The organism is Rothia amarae (assembly GCF_042677725.1).
Taxonomy (GTDB): Bacteria; Actinomycetota; Actinomycetes; order Actinomycetales; family Micrococcaceae; genus Rothia; species Rothia amarae.
Genome location: NZ_JBHUCN010000005.1, coordinates 224,510 through 242,098 on the forward strand (window position 1 = coordinate 224,510; position 17,589 = coordinate 242,098).

Sequence of the window (17,589 nt, forward strand, 5' to 3'; positions counted from 1 at the left end):
CGGTTTCCTTTCTATAAAGAACCATTCCCACTGTAGTTGATAATAAGGATGCCCGGAAAATGAGAATTCCGGGCATCCAGGCTAGAGCTTGCTCCACGCTGATGCGTTAGTGACCGCTAGAGGAAGGCGAAGGAGACGCTGAAGCAGATTTCTTGGCCTCTTCAGCTTTTCTTGTTTCTTCGGCTTTCTTCTCTTCTTCAGCCTTAGCCTTAGCGGCCTCCTCGTCCTTCTTCTTTTGCTCCTCAGCGCGCTGGCTTGCCGTTGCATATGCCTGCGTGTCGTAGAGAGCGGGTGGATCGATGAGGTTTTCGGTCTTCGACTGATCGTCTTCAGCCAAGGGAGCGGCAGGTACCGGCGTTCCGGTGATTTCCCCGGTTTGCAGGTTGATAGTTGCCTGTGCTTGCGTAGCAATGAGTCCCAGCTGTGAAGCTCGCACCGCTAAATCCTGGGGCGCTTGGTAGTAGGCAATCTCTTGGGAGAGAGCCTCATTTTGCTGACTCAGTGAAAGCTCCTGGGTTCGCAAATCCACCAGGTCGTATTGGCGCGATGCGGTGAGGATGTTCGTGAGCAGAATCAACATCAGGGTCAACGGGATGGATGCGATGACAAAAATCAGCATGGTCCAGCGGGTGCGCGGAGTAGCATCGGGCACCAAAGCCTTTTGCGAGCGCGAAGATTTCTCCGGCACGCGCCGGTCGTCGCCACGAGGCACGACGCTCAGGTGGCGTCGTTTGACCTCCCGCTCGTTGCCGGGGAACTGTGGTTCGGCGCTCATGATGCAACCTTCGTCATTTTGATTTTTTCAGCGGCACGTAGTTTGGCACTGGCGGCTCGAGAGTTTTCTTCAATCTCGGTTTCAGTGGGTGGTTCTGCTCCGCGGGTAATGATTTTGAGCTCAGGTTTATGTTCCTCTAGCTCTACAGGGAATCCCTTGGGCGCGCTAGATCGAGCTTTTTCGGCAATGGCCTGTTTGACTATCTTGTCTTCCAGGCTGTGATAACTCATAGCAACCAGGCGACCGCCCAGATTCAGGGCATTGATGGCTGCGGGAACGGCGCGTTCTAAGGCGTCTAGTTCGTGGTTGACTTCAATACGCAAGGCTTGGAAGGTGCGCTTGGCTGGATGTCCGCCCTTACGCTGGGCGCCAACTGGTACCACATTTTGGATGACGGCAACCAGCTCGCCTGTGGTTTTCAGCGGCTGGTTGGCTCGTGCCTCTACGATTCCTCGTGCAATGCGGGAAGCAAACTTTTCTTCACCGTAGGTTCGGATGATGCGGCGTAACTGGTGTTCTTCGTATTCGTTGACAACAACCGCTGCAGTAAGTTCTTCGGTCGAATCCATGCGCATATCGAGCGGCGCGTCATAGGAGTATGCGAAACCGCGTTCACGTTCGTCTAGTTGCATGGAGGATACGCCCAAATCCATCAGGATGCCGTCGACTCCCTGAAGTTGGCGGTCGAGTAAGATCTGTTCAATCTTGTCATAGACAGCATGGACAGGTTTGAATCTATCGCCAAAGCGCTGTAGGCGTTCTCCTGCCATGCGGTGTGCCATGAGGTCTCGGTCAATTCCGATGACGGTGAGGTGAGGAAAACGTTCCAGCATGGCTTCCGAGTGTCCGCCCATACCAAGGGTCGCATCAATGACCACGGGGTTCTCGCGGTCAAAGGCAGGGGCAAGCAATTCAAGGCAACGCTCTAGCATGACGGGCATGTGACGTTCTTCTGCGCGCTTACCCGAAACACCTGGGATGTTGGCGTTTTCGGTCACTGGGGCTCCTCTGGCTTTTGGTCAGCTGGTGCGATATTTGGTGGCTTGCGCCGGGTGATTAAAGAAGTCCGGGGATTACTTCTTCATCGGTTTGGGAAAATTGCTGTTCTTGCTCTTCAAGGTAGGAATTCCACACGGCTGAATCCCATATCTCAGCCCGTGCACCTGCACCAATCACAGTCAAATCTTTTCCCAGTCCCGCGTAGTCCCTCAATGCTTGAGGAATAGTTACACGACCCTGTTTATCAGGTTGCTCGTCGGAGGCTCCTGAAAGAAACACGCGGATGTAGTCTCTGGCTTGCTTCGAAGAAAGCGGCGCTGAACGCATTTGTTCATAGACTCGCTGAAATTCCTGGGCGGAAAAGACGTAGAGGCAACGCTCCTGCCCCCGGGTAAGCACTAGACCCGCAGACAGTTCCTCGCGGAACTTTGCCGGGAGGATGACTCGGCCTTTTTCGTCCAGTCGAGGTGTGTATGTTCCAAGGAACATGGACCACACCTCATTTCTCTTCTTCTTGCGTGCAGAGCACCAAAACTACATGTTTGTTGTTCTACTTTCCTCCACTTTACTCCACAATGAACCACATTCAATCAAAAGACGCTCCACCCTGCGAATTTTCAGGGTTTTCTGCGGAAAATTTTTTGGGTGAAAGAGCTTATGGGAGTTCGAATGCGCCACGATTCTTCGCCGAACGTCATCAACGGGGTGGGAAGTGGAGGGAAAAGTTATTAAAGAAAAAGAGCAAGAATCTTTCTCAAGATTCTTGCTCTGTTCCATCGAAGCAATGCGGTTAGAAGGAGCCACCCTGGCGATTATCCCAACGCTGTTCCAGGTTCTTCATAAAGGTGCTGGATTCACGACGTCGGGGCGCAGCTGTTGAAGCGCCGGCGGTTCGTTCTGCGCTCTTGGCACCTCTGTCAGAGGTAGATGCCCAATAGACTCCGCCTGCCGCCACTAAGAAACCAAGCACTCCCAGCAAAATAATTTTAGTAGATACTCCCCAAATAATGAGACCCAGTCCCACAAGTACGGCAACAACACCCAATACAATCTTTCGTACCGAAAGCTGAGTAGCTTGGGTAGACTCAGACGTTTCAGCGCTGATTGAGCTCACAAAATCCGGATCATTCTCCCGCAACTCACGCTCAAGTTGGTCAAACAGTTGCTGTTCATGATCCGAAAGAGCCATGATTTCTCCTTGAGTGGTGCGGTTAGTAATCCAATAGGAAGTGTTCTCAATATTACAGATATTGCGGGGTGCACGCTATGAATCACCCTGAGTGTTTTTTTAGCAGAGTTGCAGGGAGCAGTCCGTGGGAGCCGAATTTACTGTGTATCTGGTCCATAGCACTTTCCACCGAGTACCAGTCTGGAGCCCCCTGCTCACGCACCGCCGTCATATCTTCGGCAAAGAGAGATTCTTGAAAACCAGAGGAACGAGTCTGTAACCGTTCAGCTCGCACACCCAATAATCGGATGGCGCGAGGGGCAATGAGCGCGCCGTCGTTCTGCTTCTCCAAGATGCCCAATTCCAATAGCCGCTTGATCACCGCTCGGTAAATTTTCTGCCCCGAATCGGTGGGGCTGGTGAGCATACATGAGCGAGTAATGGTTTCAAATCCTTCAAAACGTATCTTGAAACTCAGATTCTGGGCATATTTATCTGCCGAACGCAGACGCCGGGCTACTCCCATCGCTAAGGAAAAGAGCTCTTGGGTTATTTGTGTGCCTTCATGGGTGTCTTTAAGAAAAGTATGTTCTGCGCCCATGGACTTTTCTTCGCGCTCGGTAACTACCGCGCGGTCGTCCTTCCCTCTGCAAATTGCAAAGAGATGTGCCCCTAAAGACTGCCCAAATTTTTGTTGCAAAAAAGGAAGAGTGCATCCCCGCAGTTGTTGGACCGTGTGGATGCCCATGGACTCAATATTCTGCGCTGTTTTCGGCCCTATCCCCCACAATTTCCCCACCGGCAATGGATCAAGAAACTCCTGCACTCTATAAGGAGGGATAACCCACAGCCCATTAGGCTTACTGCCTGAGGACGCCATCTTGGCAATAAACTTATTGGCAGCAATACCTGCCGAGCAGGGAAGGTTAAGTTCATCATGGATACGCTCCCGAACCCGCTGGGCAGTCTGCACAGGATCCCCCAGCCGCTTTAGCGTTGGCGTCAAATCAACAAAAGCCTCATCGACGCTGACCTGCTCCACCCGGTCAGTGACCTCATGCAAAATCTTCATCACTTTCGCCGAGTATTCCCGATACGGCTGTGAAGGTTCCACAACAATCGCAGTCGGGCACGCACGCTTGGCCTGCACTAACGGCATTGCCGATCGCACTCCATAAACCCGTGCTTCATAAGAAGCAGACAAAACCACCGAACGCTCAGACTCCCGCGCCACAATAATTTGTTTGCCGCGCAGTTCAGGGCGCTGTAGAAGTTCAACGTTGACAAAGAAAGCATCCATATCCAGATGCATAATGACCCGACCAGACATTCGTTCCACAGCACCCCCTCAATTCGAATACATATTCGATTCTAGTCCGCAATGGTCTGTACCGCTACCCCGTCAGAATCCCTCAATAGTCAAAACATTTACTCTGACCTAAGCTGGAAAGAGATTCTCCCAACCGAAAGGGCAGCCCATGAGCACCGCGCAACAATTTCAGAGCGTCGCCGCCGAAGAAAAGGCATACCTCGCAGCTCTCGAAGAAGAACTGAGCTACTTCTTCGCCCAGCAAAAAACTATCCTTGAGAGCATCTCCCCCGAATCATTGCCCCTGCTCGAATCTATCCAACAGCTCTCCACCGGCGGCAAACGGCTCCGGGCTCTCCTTGCCTACTGGGGTAACCGTAGCGCAGGAGGAGACGCAAACTCCCCCGAAATCATCCGCTGCGGTGCCGCTATCGAACTTTTCCAATCGGCAGCGCTCATCCACGACGACATCATCGACCGCTCCGACACTCGACGTGGCGCACCCGCCGTCCACCGCCGGTTCCAAGCTCAGCACACCCAGCAAAACTGGCGAACCGACAGCGAAACCTTCGGCATCTCCAGTGCTATTATCACCGGCGACCTCTGCCTCTCCTGGTCAGAACAAATGTTTAACACCATTGGAGAAAAAGCCCAAGGACTCTCCCAAGGAAGAGCAATCTTCGACCTCATGCGCACCGAAGTTATGGCAGGTCAATATCTCGACATTCTCGGCGAAGTAGTCAACACCGAAAAAAACAGCGCCGCCATCACGCGCAGCCGCAATGTACTGCGCTTCAAATCTGCAAAGTACTCCTGCGAACACCCCCTCGTGCTGGGCGCAGCCCTGGCGCTTTCCGCCCGCGTGGACGCACCCGCACCACTCCTTCAAAACCTCAGCCAATTCGGACTCCCCCTCGGCGAAGCATTCCAAATGCGCGACGACGTCCTGGGCGTCTTCGGCGAAAGCGCCATCACAGGAAAACCCACAGGGGATGACCTCCGCGAAGGCAAGCGCACCCTCCTGATTGCCCTCACCCAGCAAAAAGCAGAACCCGCGCTCTGGAAAAAACTCGATTCTGCCCTCGGCAACCAAGACCTCACAGAGACCGACATCGTAGAGCTCCAAAACATCATTATCGACTGCGGAGCACTAGCCAGCTTAGAAGCAGAAATAGAGAAAATCGGTCAGCACGTGATTTCATCGCTTGAGGCAATGCCGATTGAAGAAACGCCTCGGCTGGCTCTAGAAAATATTGTGGCTCGGCTGCTTCACCGCGCGTCCTAATTTTTCACTAAAAAGCGTGCGTGTGATCCATCCATTAGATGAATCACACGCACGCTTTTATAAAATACTGAGCGGTTACCGAGTGAGGTACTACCAGGCAAGCGCAGAGGCACGACGGCGAATTTCGGTCTTGCGGCCATCGATGAGTGCATCGATGGGGCGGCCCGGCAACGATTCGTCATCGGTAAAGAGCCACTCGATTGCTTCTTCATCGGTAAATCCAGCATCGCCCAAAACCACTAAGGTACCCTTGAGCGGTTCCAACGGGCGGTCTCCGCGTACGAAAAGGGCAGGAACCTTCCGCACCCCGGTTTCAGGATCACGCAGAGCAAGCAGAGCCCGCTCGGAAATCAAAGTGTGTACCCGAGTTACTTTGAGGTCAAATGCCTCAGCAAGGTCGGGGATGGTGAGCCATTCGCCCACGAGGTCAAAAATCTGTGCAGTTGAGTTTTCTTCAGTCACATCTATGAGTCTGCCAGAAATCCCCAGTGTTTGACGAGTTTTAGCTGCAAATTCTTTCACCGCTTGCCTCACACCTCCCAGGCCTCTGGCTCAGTACACGAACTTTCCAGCTTTTTCCCCTACTATCTATAGGGATATGAGTGAGAAGAAGAAACAGCCCTGGCTAACAGGCGAAATATTTGATGGCCACTACGAGGTAGGCCACCTGATTGCCCGTGGCGGAATGGCAGAGGTTTACCACGGCGTGGATTTGTGGTCCAACAACCCGGTTGCGATCAAAGTTCTCTCTCCTCAACTTTCAGCCGACCCTTCGCAACAGCAGAAATTCTTTCGCGAAGAACGGTCTTTACGGCAGATTAGCCATGAACACGTGGTGGGCGTTCTGGGGTCTGGAACGCAAACGGTACACGGTTTGAAGCTGATGTTTATCGTGCTCGACTATGTGCACGGTTGTACACTCCAGCAGCTGTTGACCACGCGCCCAGTCCTGTCCGTTGGTGAAACCTTAGACATCATCGTTCCGGTAGCTGAAGGCCTGTCTGAAGTACATGCCCACCGCTTTATTCACCGAGATATTAAGCCCAGCAACATACTTCTCTCATCGCTGGAACGCTCTATCAAACTCACCGATTTTGGTTTGACGCGGCGCACCGACCAGTCATGGACCGGCGAGCTCATGGGAACTCCAGCCTACGTGGCTCCTGAAATTGTTGACCCCAAAGCCAGCGTTGGTCCCGGCGTCGATATTTTTGCCCTGGGTATAGTGATGTTTCGGATGCTCGCTGGTCGGCTACCCTTCACCGGGCTCAGCGACGACCAGCAAATTATTTACCACAACATCAATACCGAAATACCTTCACTGGCGCAGTTTGCACCGGGTATTGATTCGGATATTGTCGGGGTCGTGAAGTGGTGCACGCGCAAGCAAGCATCTGCCCGCCCCGCCGACGGGTCAGAACTTTTTGAAGTTCTGCAGTCTATTCGCGAGCGACTCACCCAGGACGAGTTAGCGTATCGCGCCCAAAGTTCTGCCCCTCAAGAAACGCAGATGTGGGACGACGTTGAATACATCGCGGAGCGCACCGGCGCGACCAACGTGCTTCAACGAACTTCCATCAGCGGGTTCAGAACTCTTGAAAATGACCACGACGACTCCTCGTGGAACGAGACAGATTCTGATTTCCTTGAAACCGAGTACTACGAGCCCCAGGAAATTTCAGGGGTTGGCCCCCAACCGGCGCCCCATACTTCTTACCTTGAAGAATTCATAGAAGACGAAACAGGCGCCACCTTCATCGACGAACGCGGCAGCACCCGCTATGAACCGATTTCAGCGTCCTACCGGCATGAAAGCAGCTCATCGGCCCAAGAGCATAGTCTTCCTCATACCTCACAGTTTGAACAGGTACCCCCCGCCAGCGAAGATTTCCCCACCAAAGGGGATCCTCGAAAAGCACCGGAACTATGGCAACCTGCCCCAGCCCTGCCCACCGTTGTTTTAATCTTTATCGGCATCCTGCTGGCATTTGTGGTTGCAGGATTTATGGGTTGGCAAATAGCCCAATCCACGGTGCAGTCAGGCTGGTTTGCCAGCTGGGTCAGTTTTGTTGATAGCTTTTCCGGTTCCGCCTAAACAGCCCACCTTGGCACCTAGCTCATTCAATGTGCTCAGCAAAAAGGAGCGCTACCTCCCAAGGTAACGCTCCTTTCTCTCACTCTCTTTAGCGGCGGGAAAGGTACTCTGCCACCAAGAAAGCAATCTCTAGTGATTGTCGGTGATTCAAACGCGGATCACACAGGGTCTCATAACGATCAGCAAAAGCTTCTTCATTAATCGGATCCGAACCGCCCAAGCATTCTGCGACGTCGTCGCCGGTCATCTCAATATGGATACCGCCGGGGAAAGAACCCAACGCCTCATGCACCTCGAAGAAACCCTTGACTTCATCAACCACGTCATCGAACCGGCGAGTCTTGTAGCCCGAAGGTACCGAAATAGTGTTGCCGTGCATGGGATCAGTCACCCACACCACCTTGGCACCGGAGGCCTGAACTCCCTCCACCAGCGCAGGCAGATTCTCCCGAATCTTAGAAGCCCCCATGCGGGTAATGAAGGTAAGACGGCCAGGTTCCCGCTCAGGGTCGAGCTTGTCTATCAGACGCAGGGCATCATCAGCAGTGGTGCTGGGACCGAGTTTGACGCCGATGGGGTTGCGTACCTTCGAGAGGAAATCGACGTGAGCGTCGTCGAGCCCACGCGTACGCTCGCCAATCCAGATAAAGTGTCCTGAGGTGTCGTACGGCTGATTGGTACGAGAATCAATCCTGGTCAGAGCGCGCTCGTAATCGAGCAAAAGACCTTCGTGACCCACGTAAAGTTCGGTGGTCTTCATGGCGTCGAAGTCCGCTCCGCATGCCTCCATGAACTTCAGTGCACGATCAATCTCACCCGAGAGCGATTCGTAGCGGGCATGAGCGGGGTTAGATGTGAACCCACGATTCCACTGGTTAACCAAGCGCAAATCAGCAAAGCCGCCTGTGGTGAACGCACGCACCAAATTCAGCGTCGATGCCGAAGTGTGGTACCCCTGCACCATCCGGCGGGGGTCATGTGCGCGTGCTTCCTCAGCGAACTCAAAACCGTTGACCATTTCACCGCGGAAAGTCGGCAGAGTCACTCCATCGCGGGTTTCGGTGTTAGACGAGCGGGGCTTCGAAAATTGCCCAGCCATACGCCCCATTTTGACCACGGGCATCGAGGCACCGTAGGTCAAAACAACTGCCATCTGCAGCAGGGTTTTTACGCGGGCTGAAATCTTATCGGCAGTTGCTCCCTCGAAAGTTTCAGCGCAATCGCCGCCCTGCAGGAAGAATGCCTTTCCCTTTGCTACCTCAGCGAGGTTCTTGCGCAGGCGGTCAACTTCCCCAGCAAATACCAGCGGGGGCACGGTGTTGAGCTCGTTGATAACATTCGTATAGTCAGGATGCTCTTGCCATGTGGGTTGCTGGTCAATGTTAAGTTGGCGCCAGTCGTCAAGACCGGGAAAATTTTTTGCCGAGCTTGCGCTACCAGCTAGTCCGTTTTCCAAAGTCTCTTGATCCATAGTCATGGTGGAGAATCCTTTAGTTATGTAGTCAATGAGAACAGGGTTTAAGAATTCACTCAAGCCTGTTTGTCCAGTCTAGGGTCGGGGCAGGCGCTCTCGGTCTCTTATTTCAGATGCTGAGAGAATTTCACGTAGCCCCTAACCATGACTCTATTTGTTCAATAATTCTTCAACAGCGGCGGAGGCTGAAATATTCTTCTCTGCCATGAGATCTTTAACATCACTGGCGTAGAGCGGCACATATTCTTGCTCACTGAGTTCTCTAATAGCTGCAGAGATTTTGTCTGCCACCATACGCTGAACTTTATGGTCTTTGGCGCGGTCCCAGTATTCGGAGAAATCAAGAGGTTCACCAATGACGGTGCGGATGGTAACTTTCTTGCCATTCTTCCGCAGGTTAATCTTATTGCTACCACTAGGCTGAAAATCGTTGTTGCCGATTTGTCCCACCGGTACCACGGGTACGCGCTGAGTCAGTGCCAGACGTGCGACGCCAAGCTTGGCGCGGTAGCCGCGACCGTCGGGGCTGCGGGTGCCTTCTGGATAAATACCCAAGTAGCCGCCTTCTTGGAGTTTCTGCGCTCCGCCATCTAGCGATGCCTGGCTCTTAGCGCCACCGGAGCGATCCAGCGGTAGCTGCCCTACCGCGGTAAAAAACCAGCGACTGACCGCGCCCTGAATGCCGGTGCCGGTGAAGTAGTCAGACTTAGCCAAGAAGTATACCTGGCGCGGAACAGCAAGGGGCAGAAAAATAGAGTCGCAGAAAGCAAGGTGGTTGCTCGCTAAGATGGCGCCTGTCTGGGGAAGGTTTTTCACGCCCTGCATTTCATGGTGTACTAGTCGAGACATCAGCGGCCCCACCACGGTCTTTTTCAATGCCATATAGAGCATCTAAAACTCCTCAAACGTATTTTTCTGCCTGTTTCTTAAAATTTTACCTGCCTGGCTCTCATTTCCGCACAAAGCTCTCCCCGGCTAAGAAAGAATGCGCTGAGAGCGAGCTATATGGTGCAGGTCCTCGCCGTCGAGCGCTGGAAATGTCAGAATAAAGTGCACCGACAGAGAGGCATCGCACTATGAGTTCCGAGATTATTCACGACCCGCTATCGCATCCAGGTAGCCGTCCCATCGGCATTTTGCTAATCCACGGTTTTACGGGCTCGCCCTGGAGCATGCGACCGCTTGCGGAATTTTTTGCCGAGCAGGACTACCCTGTGGAGATGATTCTGCTGCCGGGCCACGGTAGCCATTGGAAAGACATGATGCCGGTGACTCACCACGATTGGATGGCGGAAGTTGACGCCGCCTATTGGAAACTTCGTCAAAGAGCTTCGCACGTCGTCATTTTTGGGCTCTCAATGGGTGGGATGCTGGCTCTACGGGAATCTGTGCGCAGGGAAGTTTTAGGGACAGTGCTCATCAATCCTTTTGTGCAAGATCCAACCGTCTTATTGCGCTTTGCAAGATTGTTTTCTCGTTTTGTGGCAAGCACTAAGGGGATTACCTCTGACATTGCTAAACCCGGTGCTGACGAGGGAGGATACCCGCGCGTTCCATTGAAAGCCGCCGCTGAGCTACATGCGCTGGGCAAAGAAACACGCCCGCTCGTTCGCTCTCTTAAGGCTCCCGTTCTTTACTTTCGGTCAGCTGAAGACCATGTGGTTTCGGACAAATCCCACCATTTTTTTCATAAGCATGCTGAATGCCCTGTAAAGTTTATTGAGCTTGAACGCAGTTACCACGTAGCAACGCTCGATTATGATGCGCCCGTTATTTTGAAAAACTCCCTTGAGTTTGTGCAATCACTAGAAGCTGATCTGAAAGGTCACGCATGAAACACATCTCTATACCTGAAGCAGTAGTTTCCGACCCCTCGCAGAACCTCACCAGCATCCTCGAACGCAAGGTATCGGATTCTACTGATCCTGTCCTTTACAAGGTGCAGCGATCGAGCGGCAACTGGGTTCCGGTACGAGCCACCGAATTCAAAAAGCAGGTAGTGGAGCTCGCCAAGGGCATGATTGCAGCCGGTCTTAACCGCGGCGACGTCGTAGGTATTATGAGCCGCACGCGTTATGAATGGACGCTTATCGACTTCGCTATCTGGTATGCGGGTTTGGTTTCTGTTCCTGTGTACGAAACTTCATCGCCGGCTCAGGCAGCCTGGGCGCTCTCCCATTCCGGTGCTAAAGCAGTTTTTGTGGAGACTGAGAAACTTGCCGGTGTCGTCGAGCAGGGCAACGACTTTGAAACGCTTTCCCTTAAAAATACCTGGGTGATTGATAGCGGTGCACTCGCTGAACTGGTAGAACAGGGGCAGCATATTTCAGATGAAACGGTTGAGCGACGCCGTTCTGCAGCTACCCTCGAAGACACAGCCTCTATCATCTACACCTCTGGTACCACTGGAAAACCAAAGGGGTGCTTGCTGACCCACGGGAATTTTGTGCGTCTCTCTGCAAACGTTAGGGTATGTGAGCCCAACGTAGCGCGCGAGGGTAACTCCACCATTATCTTCTTGCCACTGGCACATGTTTTAGCACGTGAAATCCAGATTTTGGCTCTGGATGCTGGAGTGGTGGTTGGTCACTCCCCCGATATTAAGAACCTCACCTCAGACCTTGACTCTTTCAAGCCAAACTTTCTACTGGTGGTTCCGCGCGTCTTTGAAAAGATTTATGAGGCATCGGTTCAGAAGGCCGAAAAGGGAAGCGCCATTAATTCCAAGCTCTTCCACCGCTCGGTTGATGTGGCTCGTAAATGGTCTGAGGCGAAGATTGCCGGTGACGTACCCAAGCGTTTAGAAATGCAGTACCGCTTCTATGACCGCTTAGTCTACTCCCAGTTGCGCAAGGCGATGGGTGGTGAAATTAAGTACGCTGTATCTGGCGGTGGTGCGTTGGCGCCGCGGCTTGGTCATTTCTTCCACGCTGTAGGCGTGAAGGTAATCGAGGGCTACGGTATGACAGAGACCACCGGTTCCTTGGCTGTAGGGCGCACTCGTGAATTCGAAGTGGGCAATGTGGGACCTTTGATTCCCGGCACTTCAGCGCGTTTGGCGGAGGATGGCGAGCTGGAAATTAAGGGTATCGGAGTTTCCCCTGGCTATTTCAACAATGAAGAAGAAAATAAGGTGGCGTACACAGAAGACGGCTGGCTACGCACCGGAGATTTAGCGCAGATTGACGAGCGCGGTTTCCTTAAGATTGTGGGACGCAAGAAAGAAATTATTGTGACGGCGGGCGGTAAGAACGTCATTCCCGTCTCTGCAGAGGATCGTTTGCGTACCAGCCCCATGGTTTCTAATGCCATGCTGGTTGGCGACGAAAAGCCTTTTATTGCAGCGCTAGTTACACTCGATCCGGACACCTTACCAGATCAGCTGGAACACCTGGGTCTACCCCGCGATATGAGTGTCTCTGAGGCAGCTATTAATCCTCGTGTGCGGGAGGCTGTACAGAAGTTTGTGGATGATGCCAATACTTTTGTATCTCGTGCCGAGTCGATCCGCGAATTCCGTATCCTTAACCGCGATTTCACTGAGGAAGACGGACATTTGACTCCCTCGCAGAAGATTAAGCGTCCAGTTATTCTGCAGGAATTTTCGGCGTACGTAGATGATATGTACAACCGCACCAAGGATTCTATCGCGGAATCTCGCAAGAAGCTCCAGGAGTATTCGGATAAGCGTTCGGAGCGGGTTGAGGTTAAGCGTGCAGAACGAGCTGAGAAGTTTGAGGAATTCCGCCATGAGACCGGCAATAAGTTGATTGACTTGGGCTCACAGCTAAAGAATCCTCAACCGAAGAACTCTAAGAAACATGGAAAGTCTAAGGCTGAGGAGAAGTAGGAAGCCTAAGAACAAATCAACAACAGGGTATAAGCGGTCATGAAAAGGGCACGCGCGAAGCGTTTACTGTAGAACGAGACGTGCGAGTTTTGCGAAGCGAGCAATGTCAGCGCTGAAGGAAGCTACAGTAATAAGCTAAGCCAGTGTCCTTTTCATACCGTCGAGTTTTTACTTTTCTAGTTCTAGGCCCAGAAGCGCATTCTCTACTACCTCTGTAAGCGCCGGGTGAATCCAGAACTGCCCACGCGCCATCTCATGGGCGGTGAGTCCAAAGCTCATTGCCTGAATCAGTGGTTGAATGAGCATCGAGGATTCTTCGCCCACCAGGTGTGCGCCCAAAAGTTCGCCGGTATCTTTGCGGGCAATGACCTTGCACAGCCCGACCTGATCTTCCATTGCCCAGCCGTAGGCGACGTCGCCAAAGTTCTGCACTTTCACCGCAATTTCGAAGCCTTCTTCGGTTGCTTTGGTGCGCGCTTCGTCTTCGGTCAAACCGACTGTAGCGATTTGCGGGTATGTGAAGACGGCGGCGGGAACAAAGCGCTCGTCGGTTTCGCGTAGCGAATCGGGGTGGACGAGGTTGTGCTGTACCGTGCGGGTTTCGGCATTGGCAACGTGCTTGAGCAGGTAATTGGAACTGATGTCGCCGAGTGCGAAGACGCCGTCGACGGGTTTTCCACCGGATAGTACACGGTGAAAACGGTCGACCTCAATGGCACCAGAATCGCGCAGATCAAAGAAACTTGCGGCGTTGAGGGATTCTGAGTTGGGTGTGCGGCCTGTTGCGATGAGCACGAGGTCGGCGTCAATTGAAAGGTTTTTGCTGTCGTGTTCGAAGACGACGCGGGCTGAGCCGTCGTCATTGCTCTCGATGCTCGCCAGTGCGTAGTTGAGGCGCAAGTCCCACTGTTTTGCGGCTTCACGTTTGAAACGCTCGACGATTTCTTGGTCATAGCTACGTAGCAGGGTTTCGCTACGGTTTGCCTGCACGACCGTTGAGCCGAGCCCGTTGAATACGTGGGCGAATTCGGCAGCGATGAATCCACCTCCAACTACCACGACGCGCTGAGGTAGTTCGTCAATACGCATGACGGTGTCAGAGGTGTGGACGGCGGGGTGGTCGATTCCGGGAACCTGGGGAAGTTGATTGTGGGAGCCGGCAGCGATAACGATTTGCTTGCCGCGTAATTTTTTACCAGATGCGGTTTCAAGTTCGTGAGTGCCGGTGAACTTTGCATATTCTTCGAAGACGGTGACGTTGTCCAGGCTCTTGCGGTAGTCGAGGCCGCCGTGGGAGATAGCGTCGATGCGTTTGAAGATGCGGTCGCGCATGGACTTCCAGTCCACGTGGGTGACTTCAGCTTCAACACCGAGGCGTCCGATGTGCGTGGCTTCGGTGGCTACCGTTGCCGGGTAGACGTACTGCTTGGTGGGGATGCAGCCGAAATTGAGGCAGGTACCGCCGAAGGTGCCGCCGTCGATGATGGCAACCTTTTTGCCGTCCCATTCTTCGTTGATGATTGAGTTGCCTGAACCTGATCCGATGATGATGAGATCGAATTCTTGGATGTTCGACATAGGTGACTCCCCCTGTTTCCGTTAGCTTGTTCTCACCCATTAAACAGTAGGACGGCATGGTTTTATTCCGCGAGTGGCTGGGTGCGATTAGGATGAGTTGAGCAAGCTCAACAACGTGCGGAATCCGCGAACTTCTTCACTCGCTCTGCACGGACGAATGAGTTTGAGGCGGTCAAGGGTGAATTCGAGGCGAAGTACGGTCGTTCTGATGTGCCAGAGCGTACCGACGTGGACTGGTTGAGTACTGATGGTGAGTATGCTCGTCGCGCTGGTGTAGCTGACGAGGCGCAGAAGAGAGTAGAGGCAGCAGAGTCCGAGGTTGGTTCCTTAGAGTCGAAGGCCACAACCGCAACCGATACCCGCCAGCGTGCTTATACGGATTACGTGGCAGAGCATGAGTCCCATGAAGAATCACGGGTCATCAAACCGTCGATGACCGAGGCGAAGGCACATGAGGTTTCTGAACGTCAGATGAAACGCGACCAGCGATACTTGGCAGCAGGGTCTTCACCTGCAAAGGCACGTGAAAGCCTAGCCGCCGAGAAAGCACTGATTCAGCGCAAGAGTCAGACAGTGGCACAGAAGAAATCGGCTACCTCCGTAACCCCTGCGGCGCGATTGCAAGAAACCCGCCAGCAAAGTATGAGAAGACGATAAAAGGCGAGTTATTGCAAAATTCAGATGAATCAGTGGTTCGGTTCTCGACTGAATAAATTTCTAGGATGTTATCAGGGTCTTATCAGAAGGCTAGGTTAGATTTAAAGAACTAGCTATACCCAGTTTTAGTTATCTGTCTAACTTAAGGAGAGTTTACTATGTCCCGTAGACCCATAATATTCGCCACCGCTGTAGTAGCTACGCTTGCTTTAGCTGGATGTGGAACGAACACATCGAATGATTCCACATCACATAGCTCCTCATCGGAGGGTCATTCGATGGCCAGCCACAGTATGGATGGCGGTTCAGCTCCTGCGGGTATCGTTGACGCCAACGCTCCCAAATACCCGGTAGGTACCGAGGTGACATTTACTACGGACCACATGGAAGGCATGAAAGAAGCGCCAGCCAAGATTGTTGGTGCATACAAGACCACAACTTACGCCGTAGATTACACTCCCACAGATGGCGGAACACCCATCAAAAATCATAAGTGGGTAGTTCAGGAAGAGCTCAAAGATGCAGGCAAGACGCCTCTTAAAGTCGGAGATAAAGCGGTGCTTGAGGCAGACCACATGCCAGGGATGAAGGGTGCTGAAGCGACAATTTCCCAGGTTACCGATCAGACTGTTTATATGGTCGATTATGAGGCAAATGGTATGACAATGAAGAACCATAAATGGGTCACTGAGGACGAAATCGCCCCAAGAAGCTAGCGTTCAAAATGTTTTAATAGTGCCCCCTCCGGCGAAAGAGGGGGCACTATTAATTCCACTCTGATAATGAAGCTTCTAATAAACCTCTATAAATTAGTTGGTACTAAGTTTTTCTATTGAAGTGAAGACTATGTGGATTCTTTCCTGCTTTAGCCAAAAGACTGATATGTCCTGGGTTTAGTCCACGCCCTCCACCCAAACCCAGAGGAAGGAATAATAAAACCCGTACCCACAAGGCTTTGAAGATGTGTCTCGGACAACCTGACACAGTCTCGGCAAGCAATCCCTCTCGTCTGCTTCGACAGTGGCTAGCCCAGTTCAATTCGTTCGCTTCTTTCAGGTCAGATACACTGCGGCAAAGACTCATAGCTTTTGGAGAAAACTTGAAACAAACGACGCTCACTTCCCTAGCTGGGATAATGATTACAGGGTTTTTCTTCTGCGCAGTCTTTGGCATCTTTGGGTCGAATTCCCTCACTCCCCTGGGGCTATATTCCTTAGCCGCAATTCAGCTTTTGTTTTTAGCATTTGGATGCCTCTTCAACAGCTTGAAGGAGCACCGTGAAATAGCTGCCGATTATCCTGGGAAAAATTTTGCTAAACCCCGGAGAGATTTTGCAATTTCTTCGATTCTTGGTTCAAGCGGTGTGATTGCACTTGCTGCGGCGGTAATCTTTGTATGTATCAGCTTTGTGAAGCCGGAAACATATATAACGGTTGATGGAAAAACATATTACATTCGCCCTGCAAGTATGAGCAGGGATTGCCGCTATATGCAAGCGAAAAACTTATTCTTTCTTGAATCTTGGCAACCTTCAACAGCCGGATATTCTGCTCAATCGTGTTCGGATGTCTATTCAATGCTGAATCCTACTCAATCACCAACTTATCCAGATTCTCTATCCACAACTGAACCCAGTGTTAGAGACACCGATTCTACCTCGGCTGAAAAATCTACTACTCCGCCGCTCCATACCCCGGCGACGTCGGCGGTTTCGGAGGATTCGCTCGTCCACGCTCCCGTTGAAGTCCCTGGTGCGGGTGCAGCGCACAATTTGAGCATAGTTCTGGACGGCAATTTCTATCAGAGCGTTCAGCAAGTTGATGGGGAATGGGTACGCGGCGGCGACATTACCGCGATTGGAATGCACCGCGAAGTTTACGATGTTATTCCGCTGGACGATCATGTGTGGGTCATCGGGTTTGGAACACCAGACGGTGGCGAGAATTTCATTACGACCGACGCCGGCGCAACCTGGTCAGCTTTCCTCCCCGAGGGCTTTACCCCGGGTGGTTCAGAGCCGAGTTTCTTGGAGAAAGCGAAAGCAGACAAAGAGGGCTACTCCCTCACCACCAATTACCCAAGCTGGGTGAAGAACGCGGGCGAGGGCGTGACGTTTGTGTCGGCAGATGGAATGGAGTGGGAGAAGAAATGAGCGGTTCGAGGCAGGAGCAGATCCTAAAGTGGCATTAGCAAGAGATGGATCGACTTCAGAAGTTTTACCACCTACAGCAATCGGCGCTTTCGAATTGAAAAGTTTTGAGCAAGGGGCTTTGGAAGCCATGAGGCTTATTCATAAGGGGTAAAAACCAGGAACCCGCCACCAACTAGACAACGGTCCCACCGAAGGCAAAAATGAGCGTTAAATCATCACAAATAACCTCAAGCCAAACCGGAAGAAC

Annotated in this window: 16 protein-coding genes; 7 read left to right on the top strand and 9 right to left on the bottom strand. The window is 52.4% G+C overall.

Annotated features, from left to right (window positions below):
- Positions 1–106: 106 nt before the first annotated feature.
- The 5 genes from ftsL to dinB form a co-directional block, all read right to left on the bottom strand.
- Entirely contained in the window at positions 107–775 is a 669-nt protein-coding gene (ftsL, locus tag ACFR81_RS02375) for a cell division protein FtsL (protein ID WP_343874020.1), read from the bottom strand.
- A complete protein-coding gene (rsmH, locus tag ACFR81_RS02380; RefSeq protein WP_083147124.1) occupies positions 772–1,716 on the bottom strand; it encodes a 16S rRNA (cytosine(1402)-N(4))-methyltransferase RsmH in 945 nt (314 codons plus the stop codon). The genes ftsL and rsmH overlap by 4 nt, the downstream gene beginning before the upstream one ends.
- A 115-nt stretch (positions 1,717–1,831) precedes the next feature.
- Positions 1,832–2,263, bottom strand: coding sequence for a division/cell wall cluster transcriptional repressor MraZ (gene mraZ / locus ACFR81_RS02385; protein WP_068168681.1), 432 nt, complete (start codon positions 2,261–2,263; stop codon positions 1,832–1,834).
- A 301-nt stretch (positions 2,264–2,564) separates the two neighbouring features.
- Entirely contained in the window at positions 2,565–2,963 is a 399-nt protein-coding gene (locus ACFR81_RS02390; RefSeq protein WP_068168684.1) for a DUF3040 domain-containing protein, read from the bottom strand.
- Between the two features lie 82 nt (positions 2,964–3,045).
- Positions 3,046–4,272, bottom strand: coding sequence for a DNA polymerase IV (gene dinB, locus ACFR81_RS02395; protein ID WP_343874310.1), 1,227 nt, complete (start codon positions 4,270–4,272; stop codon positions 3,046–3,048).
- Between the two features lie 148 nt (positions 4,273–4,420).
- Here dinB and ACFR81_RS02400 point away from each other — a divergent pair, with 148 nt between their 5' ends.
- Positions 4,421–5,536, top strand: coding sequence for a polyprenyl synthetase family protein (locus ACFR81_RS02400; RefSeq protein WP_151146804.1), 1,116 nt, complete (start codon positions 4,421–4,423; stop codon positions 5,534–5,536).
- A 90-nt stretch (positions 5,537–5,626) separates the two neighbouring features.
- Here ACFR81_RS02400 and ACFR81_RS02405 read toward each other — a convergent pair whose 3' ends face one another.
- Positions 5,627–5,998 (bottom strand): Rv2175c family DNA-binding protein, encoded by a 372-nt coding sequence (locus tag ACFR81_RS02405; protein ID WP_068168722.1) that lies wholly within the window; start codon positions 5,996–5,998, stop codon positions 5,627–5,629.
- Positions 5,999–6,134: 136 nt separating this feature from the next.
- On the opposite strand from ACFR81_RS02405, the gene ACFR81_RS02410 reads away from it, so the two are divergent.
- A complete protein-coding gene (locus ACFR81_RS02410) occupies positions 6,135–7,631 on the top strand; it encodes a serine/threonine protein kinase (protein WP_343874026.1) in 1,497 nt (498 codons plus the stop codon).
- 88 nt (positions 7,632–7,719) lie between these two features.
- On the opposite strand, the gene ACFR81_RS02415 is transcribed toward ACFR81_RS02410, so the two are convergent.
- Together ACFR81_RS02415 and ACFR81_RS02420 are read right to left on the bottom strand one after the other, a co-directional pair.
- Positions 7,720–9,102 (bottom strand): class II 3-deoxy-7-phosphoheptulonate synthase, encoded by a 1,383-nt coding sequence (locus ACFR81_RS02415; RefSeq protein ID WP_145174675.1) that lies wholly within the window; start codon positions 9,100–9,102, stop codon positions 7,720–7,722.
- Between the two features lie 153 nt (positions 9,103–9,255).
- A complete protein-coding gene (locus tag ACFR81_RS02420) occupies positions 9,256–9,996 on the bottom strand; it encodes a lysophospholipid acyltransferase family protein (RefSeq protein ID WP_145174272.1) in 741 nt (246 codons plus the stop codon).
- Positions 9,997–10,181: 185 nt separating this feature from the next.
- On the opposite strand from ACFR81_RS02420, the gene ACFR81_RS02425 reads away from it, so the two are divergent.
- Positions 10,182–10,940: an alpha/beta hydrolase gene (locus ACFR81_RS02425; protein ID WP_145174270.1), complete on the top strand. Its 759-nt coding sequence runs from the start codon at positions 10,182–10,184 to the stop codon at positions 10,938–10,940.
- Entirely contained in the window at positions 10,937–12,955 is a 2,019-nt protein-coding gene (locus ACFR81_RS02430; protein ID WP_068168701.1) for an AMP-dependent synthetase/ligase, read from the top strand. The genes ACFR81_RS02425 and ACFR81_RS02430 overlap by 4 nt, the downstream gene beginning before the upstream one ends.
- A gap of 168 nt (positions 12,956–13,123) precedes the next feature.
- Here the strand turns inward: ACFR81_RS02430 and ACFR81_RS02435 are convergent, their stop codons facing one another.
- Positions 13,124–14,533 (bottom strand): mycothione reductase, encoded by a 1,410-nt coding sequence (locus ACFR81_RS02435; RefSeq protein ID WP_068168704.1) that lies wholly within the window; start codon positions 14,531–14,533, stop codon positions 13,124–13,126.
- 210 nt (positions 14,534–14,743) lie between these two features.
- On the opposite strand from ACFR81_RS02435, the gene ACFR81_RS02440 reads away from it, so the two are divergent.
- The 3 genes from ACFR81_RS02440 (at position 14,744) to ACFR81_RS02450 (ending at position 17,342) form a co-directional block, all read left to right on the top strand.
- On the top strand, positions 14,744–15,190 hold the full coding sequence (locus ACFR81_RS02440; protein WP_068168708.1) for a hypothetical protein: 447 nt from the start codon (positions 14,744–14,746) through the stop codon (positions 15,188–15,190).
- Positions 15,191–15,348: 158 nt separating this feature from the next.
- On the top strand, positions 15,349–15,906 hold the full coding sequence (locus tag ACFR81_RS02445; protein ID WP_343874037.1) for a YdhK family protein: 558 nt from the start codon (positions 15,349–15,351) through the stop codon (positions 15,904–15,906).
- A gap of 860 nt (positions 15,907–16,766) precedes the next feature.
- Positions 16,767–17,342: a hypothetical protein gene (locus ACFR81_RS02450; protein ID WP_343874040.1), complete on the top strand. Its 576-nt coding sequence runs from the start codon at positions 16,767–16,769 to the stop codon at positions 17,340–17,342.
- Positions 17,343–17,589: the final 247 nt, after the last annotated feature.

Excerpts from the sequence above, each read along its gene's own strand:
- ftsL (WP_343874020.1), bottom strand. The coding sequence starts at position 775 with ATGAGCGCCGAACCACAGTTCCCCGGCAACGAGCGGGAGGTCAAACGA.
- rsmH (WP_083147124.1), bottom strand. The coding sequence starts at position 1,716 with ATGCCCGTCATGCTAGAGCGTTGCCTTGAATTGCTTGCCCCTGCCTTT.
- mraZ (WP_068168681.1), bottom strand. The coding sequence starts at position 2,263 with ATGTTCCTTGGAACATACACACCTCGACTGGACGAAAAAGGCCGAGTC.
- ACFR81_RS02390 (WP_068168684.1), bottom strand. The coding sequence starts at position 2,963 with ATGGCTCTTTCGGATCATGAACAGCAACTGTTTGACCAACTTGAGCGT.
- dinB (WP_343874310.1), bottom strand. The coding sequence starts at position 4,272 with ATGTCTGGTCGGGTCATTATGCATCTGGATATGGATGCTTTCTTTGTC.
- ACFR81_RS02400 (WP_151146804.1), top strand. The coding sequence starts at position 4,421 with ATGAGCACCGCGCAACAATTTCAGAGCGTCGCCGCCGAAGAAAAGGCA.
- ACFR81_RS02410 (WP_343874026.1), top strand. The coding sequence starts at position 6,135 with ATGAGTGAGAAGAAGAAACAGCCCTGGCTAACAGGCGAAATATTTGAT.
- ACFR81_RS02415 (WP_145174675.1), bottom strand. The coding sequence starts at position 9,102 with ATGGATCAAGAGACTTTGGAAAACGGACTAGCTGGTAGCGCAAGCTCG.
- ACFR81_RS02420 (WP_145174272.1), bottom strand. The coding sequence starts at position 9,996 with ATGCTCTATATGGCATTGAAAAAGACCGTGGTGGGGCCGCTGATGTCT.
- ACFR81_RS02425 (WP_145174270.1), top strand. The coding sequence starts at position 10,182 with ATGAGTTCCGAGATTATTCACGACCCGCTATCGCATCCAGGTAGCCGT.
- ACFR81_RS02430 (WP_068168701.1), top strand. The coding sequence starts at position 10,937 with ATGAAACACATCTCTATACCTGAAGCAGTAGTTTCCGACCCCTCGCAG.
- ACFR81_RS02435 (WP_068168704.1), bottom strand. The coding sequence starts at position 14,533 with ATGTCGAACATCCAAGAATTCGATCTCATCATCATCGGATCAGGTTCA.
- ACFR81_RS02445 (WP_343874037.1), top strand. The coding sequence starts at position 15,349 with ATGTCCCGTAGACCCATAATATTCGCCACCGCTGTAGTAGCTACGCTT.
- ACFR81_RS02450 (WP_343874040.1), top strand. The coding sequence starts at position 16,767 with ATGCTGAATCCTACTCAATCACCAACTTATCCAGATTCTCTATCCACA.